Genomic DNA, 7,957 nt, shown 5'->3' with positions numbered 1-7,957 from the left:
AACGGGGCGGGCAAGTCCACCCTGTTGGGCGCGCTGGCCGCCGACCTGCCGGCCACCGAGGGCGTCGTACGGATCCACGGCCGGCCGGTCGGGGAGTGGACGGCGCCCGAACTGGCCCTGCGCCGGGCGGTGCTGCCGCAGGCCGCCGCGCTGTCCTTCCCGTTCACCGTGGCGGACGTGGTGCGGATGGGCCGGGCGCCGCACGCCTCCTCCCCCGCCGAGGACGACCTGGCGGTGGCCGGGGCGATGGCCGCGACCGAGGTGACCGCGTTCGCCGCCCGCCCGTTCTCCGCGCTGAGCGGCGGCGAGCGGGCCCGGGTGGCGCTCGCCCGCGTCCTCGCCCAGGGCACCCCGCTGCTGCTGCTGGACGAGCCGACGGCCGCCCTGGACCTCAGACACCAGGAGTTGGTGCTGCGGCTGTGCCGGGAGCGGGCGGCGGCGGGCGACGCGGTGGTGGTCGTCCTGCACGACCTGGGGCTCGCGGCGGCCTACGCGCACCGGGTCGCGATCCTGCGGGCCGGCCGGGTGGCGGCGGACGGTCCGCCCGCCGAGGTGTTCACCGAGGGGCTGCTGTCGGAGGTCTACGACCAGCCGGTCGAGGTGCTCCCCCATCCCCGGACGGGCGCGGTCCTGGTGACCCCGCGCCGCGGCCTTTGAACTTCCTTTGGTCTCCCTATGGATGGACTTGACCGGACCATGGGGTCCGGTTTGAGCCACCGTGATCGGGTCGTGCCCTTACAGCGTCCATGAGAGGTGAATCACGGTCCGGGAGGGTATTGCGCAGGTAAGCCTTGGATAAGTTAGGCGAGCCTCACTGAGACCTGTGAACCCTGTCACGTACCTTTTCAGCCACGCTGGGAGCCCTCATGCGCGCCGCCAGACTCTCCGTCGCCACCGCCGCCGCTGCCGTCGCGGCCCTGACCGCCGTCACGGGCTGCACCGAGAAGAGCGACGCCGGGGCCGGCGACCGGGTGATCGGCGTGACCGCGACCGACGACAAGTGCGAGACGACCACCAAGGAGATCGCGGCCGGGCACGTCGAACTCGCCATCGAGAACAAGGGTTCCAAGGTCACCGAGGTCTACCTGCTCTTCCCCGACGACCGGGTGGTGACCGAACGGGAGAACATAGGCCCCGGCACCAAGCAGCGGGTCACCGCCGAGGTGAAGGCCGGCAGTTACCTGATCGCCTGCAAGCCGGGCATGAAGGGCGACGGCATCCGCCAGGACCTCAAGGTCACCGGCGGCAGCGCCGCCGCCGCGCGCGACCCGCGCCTCGACAAAGCCGTGGCCGCCTACCGGGCCTACTCCCAGGCGCAGGCCGACGAGACCCTGCCCAAGGTCGAGGCCTTCGTGAAGGCCGTCGAGGCCGGCGATCTGGAGGCCGCCAAGAAGGCGTACGCACCCTCGCGCATCGGCTGGGAGCGCACGGAGCCGGTCGCCGAGTCCTTCGGCGACATCGACCCGAAGGTCGACGTCCGCGAGGACGGCCTGGAGGACGGGCAGAAGTTCACCGGCTGGCACCGCCTGGAGAAGGCCCTCTGGCAGGACAAGAAGATCACCGCCGAGGAGAAGACCCTCGCCGGCCAGCTCGTCACCGACCTGACCGACTGGCAGAAGCGGGTCGGCAAGGCCGAGATCAGCCCGACCTCGATGGCCAACGGCGCCAAGGAACTCCTCGACGAGGTCGCCACCGGCAAGGTCACCGGCGAGGAGGAGCGCTACTCGCACACCGACCTGGTCGACTTCAAGGCCAACGTCGAGGGCGCCGAGAAGGCCTTCGACCTGCTGGAGCCGGTCGCCAAGGAGAACGACCCGGCACTGGTCACCGAGCTGGACAAGCAGTTCACCGCGCTGAACACGCTGCTCGACAAGTACCGCCCGAACACGTCGTCCTACGAGTTCACCTCCTACGACAAGGTGGGCGCCGCTGGCCGCAAGGAGCTGTCGGACGCGGTGAACGCGCTCGCGGAGCCGCTCTCCAAGCTCGCCGCCGCCGTAGCCAAGTAGCCCAGTAGCCCAGTAGCCCAGTGAGCGGGAAGGCTTCACCGACATGACGGACACGGACAGCACCCCGCCCGCGCCCAGCCGGCGTGCGCTGATCGGCTGGGGCGGTGCGGGCCTCGCGCTCGGCGCCGCCGCGGCCGGCGGCGCTGCCGCGATGACGCGGACCGGGAACGACGTCGACCCGGCCGGCGCCGCGGCGGGCGGCGCGATCGCCTTCCACGGCGCCCGGCAGGCGGGCATCGCCACGCCTGTCCAGGACCGGCTGCACTTCGCCGCGTTCGACGTGACGACCACCGACCGGGCCGAGCTCGTCGAGCTGTTGAAGGACTGGACGCGGGCCGCCCGGCAGCTGACGGCGGGCAAGGCGGTGGGCGAGGGTGCCTACGGCGGGCTCGCCGAGGCGCCGCCGGACGACACCGGCGAGGCGCTGGGCCTCAAGCCGTCCCGGCTGACGCTGACGATCGGCTTCGGGCCGTCCCTGTTCGGCAGGTTCGGGCTCGCCGGGCAGCGGCCCGAGGCGCTGGTGGACCTGCCCAAGTTCGCCGGGGACAACCTGGACGCGAACCGCAGCGGCGGCGACCTGTGCGTGCAGGCCTGCGCGGACGACCCGCAGGTCGCGGTGCACGCGATCCGCAACCTGGCCCGGATCGGCATGGGCAAGGCCGTCATCCGCTGGTCGCAGCTCGGCTTCGGCAAGACGTCCTCCACCACGCCCGACGCGCAGACCCCGCGCAACCTGATGGGCTTCAAGGACGGCACCCGCAACATCGCGGGCACCGAGACGGACCGGCTGGAGAAGTTCGTCTGGGTCGGCGAGAAGGACGGCCCCGCCTGGATGACCGGCGGCTCCTATCTCGTGGCCCGCCGCATCCGCATGCACATCGAGACCTGGGACCGCACCTCGCTCCAGGAGCAGGAGGACATCTTCGGCCGCGACAAGGGCGAGGGCGCCCCGGTCGGCAAGGCCAAGGAGCGCGACGAGCCGTTCCTGAAGGCCATGAAGCCGGACGCGCACGTACGGCTCGCGCACCCCGACTCCAACCACGGGGCGACGCTCCTGCGCCGCGGCTACTCCTTCACCGACGGCACCGACGGTCTGGGCCGGCTGGACGCGGGCCTGTTCTTCCTCGCCTACCAGCGCGACGTGCGCGAGGGGTTCATCCCCGTGCAGCGCAACCTCGCGACCGACGCGCTCAACGAGTACATCCAGCACGTGGGTTCGGCCGTCTTCGCGATCCCGCCCGGCGTCCGGGACGCGGACGACTGGTGGGGCCGCACACTGTTCGCCAAGGAGGCCTAGCCCGTGTTCTCCAACTACCTCATCGGACTGCGCGAGGGCCTGGAGGCCTCACTCGTCGTCTGCATCCTCATCGCCTACCTGGTCAAGACCGGCCGCCGCGACGCCCTGAAGCCGGTCTGGACGGGCATAGCCGTCGCGGTGCTGCTGTCGCTGGGCTTCGGCTCCGCCCTCGAATTCGGCTCCCAGGACCTGACGTTCGAGGCGAAGGAGGCCCTCGGCGGCTCCCTGTCGATCCTGGCCGTCATCCTCGTGACGTGGATGGTGTTCTGGATGCGGCGCACCGCCCGGCACCTGAGGTCCGAGCTGCACGGCAAGCTCGACGCCGCCCTCGCCATGGGCACCGGCGCGCTGGTCGCCACCGCGTTCCTCGCCGTGGGCCGGGAGGGCCTGGAGACGGCCCTGTTCGTGTGGGCGTCGGTGCACGCGGCCGGTGACGGCACCCCGCGCCCGCTGATCGGCGTGGCCCTCGGTCTGGCCACGGCGGTCCTCCTGGGCTGGCTGTTCTACCGGGGCGCCCTGCGCATCAACCTGGCGAAGTTCTTCACCTGGACGGGCGGCATGCTGGTCGTCGTCGCGGCGGGCGTGCTGGCGTACGGCGTCCACGACCTCCAGGAGGCCGACTGGGTGCCGGGTCTGACGGAGAAGGCCTTCGACGTCACCGGCACGATCCCGCCCGACAGTTGGTACGGCACGCTCCTGAAGGGCGTGTTCAACTTCCAGCCCGATCCGACCGTCGTCCAGGTCACGGTGTGGCTGCTCTACCTGGTGCCGACCCTCGCGCTGTTCCTCGTCCCGGTAGGGTTCGCCTCCGGAAAGGGGAGGGTGAACGCACCTGATGACCAGGGAACGCAGCCTGACGACCGGCCGTCCGCGGCGCCGCGGACGTGACCGTGACGCACTGATCGCCGTCTCGCTCACCGCCGTCACGCTGACGGCGAGCGGATGTGTCGTGGTCCACGGGGAGCGCGAGGTGCTCCCCTCGGCCACGAAGGCCGAAGCCGCCAAGGCGGTCGAGCAGTTCACGGCCGCCTACAACAAGGCGGACGCGGCGTACGACCCCTCTCTCGACGCCGAGTACACCACCGGGGCGCTCGGCGCGATCGACGCGGCACGGCTGAAGGCGGGGCACGTCAACTACCCCGACGGCAACCCGCAGCACACGCCGCTGACGCTGACCGACGTCAACTACACCATCCCCGAGAAGCCGGGCTGGCCCCGCTGGTTCGTCGCCGACGCGCAGGCCAACAAGGGCGGCGACGCGCGCTGGGTACTGGTGTTCACCCGCGGCGGCCTGGCCGAGCGGTGGCAGGCGGCGTACCTCACACTGGTGGCGCCGGGCGCGCTGCCCGAGTTCCCCAAGGACAAGGACGGCTGGGCCGAGGCCGTACCGGTCGACACCGCCCAACTGACGCGCTCGCCCGCCGGCTTGAGCGCCGACTACACGACGTACCTCAAGGACGGCGGGGGCACGTTCGCCGACGGTGCGTACACCAGTGAGCTGCGCGCCACGCGGGCGAAGAACGCCAGCAAGCCGGGACTGGCCACGCAGTACATCGACGAGCCGCTGAGCAACGGCGACTTCGCGCCTCTGGCGCTGCGCACGGCGGACGGCGGGGCGGTGGTGTTCTTCGCCACGCACCACTACGTGAAGCAGACGGCGGCCGCGGGGGCGGCGGTGCCGGCGCCCAACCGGAACGTCCGGGCGTTGACCACCGGGGAGATCAAGCAGTCGCTGACGATGGAGTTCGTCGCCAACGAGATGGCCGTGGTGCCGGCCGCCTCCGGCGCGGGCAAGGTGTCGATGACGAGCCGGCTGGAAGGGCTCACGGCGGCGAAGGGCGAGTAGGGCTCGCCCAGGGTGAGCAGGGCTCGCGAGGGACGAGTGCGGCCGCCGCCCCCGCTCAGTGGCGGGTGGGCCAGGTCGCCTGGTCCTCGCCCGCGTACTTGGCGCAGGCGTCGGTCAGGGACTCCAGGAGGGTGAGGGGGTCCGGCAGGGGGTGTTCGGGGCCTCGGAACCAGTGCACGGCCTGGCCGTCGTCACCGGGGAGGCGGGCCGGGGGGACCAGGACGTAGGAGCCCCGGCAGTGCCAGCGCAGGCCCGGGTGCTCGTCCATCGTCTCGGGGTGACAGTCCAGCTGGCAGGGCCACCACTCGTCCTCGTCCTCGGGGGTGCCCCGCGTGAGGGTGAAGAACAGCATGCGGCCGTCGTCGCTCTCGGCGACCGGGCCGACCTCGACACCGGCGGCGAGCAGTCGCTCCAGGGCCTCGCGGCCGGCGTCCAGGGGGACGTCGAGGACGTCGTGGGTCGTGCCGGTCGCGGTGATGAAGTTGGCCTGCGGCTGGTGCCGGGCCCAGCGCTCGATCTGGGCGCGGTCGGTGGTGGACTGCGTGTGCCAGGCGAAGGAGAGCGGGTGCCGGCCGGGCGTCGGACAGCCGACGCGGTCGCAGGAGCAGCGGTATCCCGAGACCGGGTGGGCGGCGGGCGCGAGCGGCAGCCCGGCCGCGGCGGCGGCGAGGAGCAGGTCTTCACGGCCGCCGTCGTCGGCGGCTTCCTTGGGGCGGCGGCCCCGCAGCCACTGGGAGATTTTGCCCTGTTTGCCGGTCCGGCCGTCGAACTCCGCGCTCATCTATCCCCTCGCCTCGCTGTGGTGCGGACAGCATGCCCTATGGTCCCACCATCTGGCGCATCGGGGGTCCGGAGCCCCAAAAGGGGCAGGTGGGGCGAGGGGTACGGATGTGCCACATGGGGCACAGCGCGTGACATCGGCGTGGTCGGCGGGGGCGGTCAGCGGGGTGCGAGGCCGTACAGGGCGTAGTCGACGAGGGTGTCGGTGTACTCGTACGAGATCGGGCCCGTGTACTGGAGCCAGCGCTGGGCCAGCGGGGAGATGAAGAACTCCAGGGCGATGCGCGGGTCGATCTCGGGGCGGACCTGGCCGGCCCGCTGGGCGGCGCGCAGCCGGTCGACGTACAGCTGGAGGCTGGGTTCCATGAGCTGGGTCATGAAGCGGCGGCCGACCTCCTCGTTGACGACTCCCTCGGCGGCGAGGGCGCGGGAGGGCGCCTCGAAGCGGGGGTCCGTCAGCTGGTCGACGGTGGCCCGCAGCACGGCCTTGATGTCGGCGGCGAGGTCACCGGTGTCCGGGATGACGAAGTCCTCGCCCGCCTCACGGGAGGCCTGGTGGCTGAGGTCGAGGAACGCCTCCAGCAGGACGTCGGCCTTCGAACCCCACCAGCGGTAGATCGTCTGCTTGCCGACGCCCGCGCGGGCGGCGATGCCCTCGATGGTGGTCCGCGGGTAGCCGACCTCCGCCACCAGGGCGAGCGCGGCGTCATAGATGGCGCGCCGGGACCGCTCGCTGCGGCGGGTGGTGTCGGGGGCCGGCTTTCCGGACTGGGTGACCATGGGACGACGGTACCAAGAACATGAGACGGGCCGTCTCGCCATCGGGCCGGGCGAGAGTCCGCTCGCGGGTGGTCACTCCCCCGGGTACCGCACGCCGATCCGCTCCCGGACGGTGTCCAGGGTCCGCATCACGGCGAGGGTGCCGTCGAGCGGGACGAGCGGGGACTCGGTCTCCCCGGCCCGCAGCGCGCGCATCACCTCACGCGCCTCGTGCCGCATCGTCGTGCGGGGCCCGTCGGCCGGGTCGGCGGTGAACTCCTCCGGGTCGCGGCCGGCCCGGTGCAGGACAAAGCGGTCGGGGTGGAAGAAGCCCGCCGGGATGTCGATACGGCCGCGGGTGCCGGTGACCGACGCGGTGACGCCCGTACCGCCCACGAGGGAACAGTGCAGCGCGGCCAGCGCGCCGGAGTCCCAGGACAGGGCCGCCACCGTCTGGAGGTCGACGCCCTCGGCGGAGATCACGGCCTGCGCGGAGACGCTCGTGGGCTCGCCCAGCAGCAGGTGGGCGAAGGAGACCGGGTAGACGCCGAGGTCGAGGAGGGCGCCGCCGCCCTGGGCGGGGTCGCGCAGCCGGTGCGAGGGCGGGAAGGGGCCCTCCAGGCCGAAGTCGGCCTGCACGGTCCGTACTTCACCGATCGCGCCGTCGTCGACGAGGGCCTTCAGGCGGCGGATGACGGGGTTGCAGTACATCCACATGGCTTCCATCAGGAAGCGGTCGTTGTCGCGGGCCAGCGCGACGAGTTCGGTGGCCTCGCGCAGGTTCAGCGTGAACGCCTTCTCGCACAGCACGTTGCGGCCGGCCTCCAGGCAGAGCCCGGCGGCGTCGCGGTGCGCGGAGTGCGGGGTGGCGACGTAGACGACATCGATGTCCGCGTCCTTGGCGAGCGTCTCCCAGTCGCCGTACGCCCGGGGTATCCCGAAACGCTCGGCGAACGCCCCCGCCGACGCCTCGGTGCGTGACGCGACCGCCACCACCTCCGCGTCCGGCAGGTCGATCAGGTCCGCGGTGAACGCGGCGGCTATCCCGCCGGTCGCCAGAATCCCCCACCGCACCGTGTCCGTCGTCATGCGCCCACCCTCATGCCGTCCCAGCAGTCCGTACGATCCGTACGAGCTGAGAGCATAGGTGGCGCAGACGTCACCGAGGGAGGGGCCACATGGCCGAGGGTGGGGCGATACCGGACGTGTCGCAGGCGGCCGAGACCGGGCAGGGGGCTGTGACCGGGCAGGGGGGCGTGGCCGGGC

Annotated in this window: 8 protein-coding genes; 5 read left to right on the top strand and 3 right to left on the bottom strand. The window is 72.2% G+C overall.

The window, feature by feature from the left end; all coding sequences use genetic code 11:
* The 5 genes from BZL64_RS15935 to BZL64_RS15915 form a co-directional block, all read left to right on the top strand.
* On the top strand, positions 1–657 hold a 657-nt coding region (locus BZL64_RS15935; RefSeq protein WP_086769850.1), incomplete at its 5' end, for a heme ABC transporter ATP-binding protein.
* A 209-nt stretch (positions 658–866) separates the two neighbouring features.
* A complete protein-coding gene (gene efeO / locus BZL64_RS15930; protein ID WP_086769849.1) occupies positions 867–2,009 on the top strand; it encodes an iron uptake system protein EfeO in 1,143 nt (380 codons plus the stop codon).
* Positions 2,010–2,052: 43 nt separating this feature from the next.
* A complete protein-coding gene (efeB, locus tag BZL64_RS15925) occupies positions 2,053–3,306 on the top strand; it encodes an iron uptake transporter deferrochelatase/peroxidase subunit (protein ID WP_086769848.1) in 1,254 nt (417 codons plus the stop codon).
* 3 nt (positions 3,307–3,309) lie between these two features.
* The gene (gene efeU, locus BZL64_RS15920; protein ID WP_086769847.1) at positions 3,310–4,194 is read left to right on the top strand and encodes an iron uptake transporter permease EfeU; all 885 of its coding nucleotides are present in this window, start codon (positions 3,310–3,312) and stop codon (positions 4,192–4,194) included.
* Entirely contained in the window at positions 4,142–5,152 is a 1,011-nt protein-coding gene (locus BZL64_RS15915; RefSeq protein ID WP_086769846.1) for an SCO2278 family lipoprotein, read from the top strand. Before efeU ends, BZL64_RS15915 begins: the two co-directional genes overlap by 53 nt.
* Before the next feature lie 55 nt (positions 5,153–5,207).
* Here BZL64_RS15915 and BZL64_RS15910 read toward each other — a convergent pair whose 3' ends face one another.
* The 3 genes from BZL64_RS15910 to BZL64_RS15900 all read right to left on the bottom strand — a co-directional run bounded on the left by BZL64_RS15910 (position 5,208) and on the right by BZL64_RS15900 (position 7,780).
* Complete coding sequence (locus BZL64_RS15910) at positions 5,208–5,933, bottom strand: bifunctional DNA primase/polymerase (protein ID WP_086769845.1); 726 nt, start codon at positions 5,931–5,933, stop codon at positions 5,208–5,210.
* A gap of 158 nt (positions 5,934–6,091) precedes the next feature.
* The gene (locus BZL64_RS15905) at positions 6,092–6,712 is read right to left on the bottom strand and encodes a TetR/AcrR family transcriptional regulator (RefSeq protein ID WP_086769844.1); all 621 of its coding nucleotides are present in this window, start codon (positions 6,710–6,712) and stop codon (positions 6,092–6,094) included.
* A 72-nt stretch (positions 6,713–6,784) separates the two neighbouring features.
* Complete coding sequence (locus tag BZL64_RS15900; protein ID WP_086769843.1) at positions 6,785–7,780, bottom strand: Gfo/Idh/MocA family protein; 996 nt, start codon at positions 7,778–7,780, stop codon at positions 6,785–6,787.
* Positions 7,781–7,957: the final 177 nt, after the last annotated feature.

The organism is Streptomyces bobili (assembly GCF_002154575.1).
GTDB lineage: Bacteria > Actinomycetota > Actinomycetes > Streptomycetales > Streptomycetaceae > Streptomyces > Streptomyces bobili.
Note: the sequence above shows the minus strand (reverse complement) of the source record. Positions and strands in the feature narration are given on the sequence as shown.

What these genes read in the sequence shown, in the direction of transcription:
- efeO (WP_086769849.1), top strand. Translation starts at nt 867, where the DNA reads ATGCGCGCCGCCAGACTCTCCGTCGCCACCGCCGCCGCTGCCGTCGCG.
- efeB (WP_086769848.1), top strand. Translation starts at nt 2,053, where the DNA reads ATGACGGACACGGACAGCACCCCGCCCGCGCCCAGCCGGCGTGCGCTG.
- BZL64_RS15915 (WP_086769846.1), top strand. Translation starts at nt 4,142, where the DNA reads ATGACCAGGGAACGCAGCCTGACGACCGGCCGTCCGCGGCGCCGCGGA.
- BZL64_RS15910 (WP_086769845.1), bottom strand. Translation starts at nt 5,933, where the DNA reads ATGAGCGCGGAGTTCGACGGCCGGACCGGCAAACAGGGCAAAATCTCC.
- BZL64_RS15905 (WP_086769844.1), bottom strand. Translation starts at nt 6,712, where the DNA reads ATGGTCACCCAGTCCGGAAAGCCGGCCCCCGACACCACCCGCCGCAGC.
- BZL64_RS15900 (WP_086769843.1), bottom strand. Translation starts at nt 7,780, where the DNA reads ATGACGACGGACACGGTGCGGTGGGGGATTCTGGCGACCGGCGGGATA.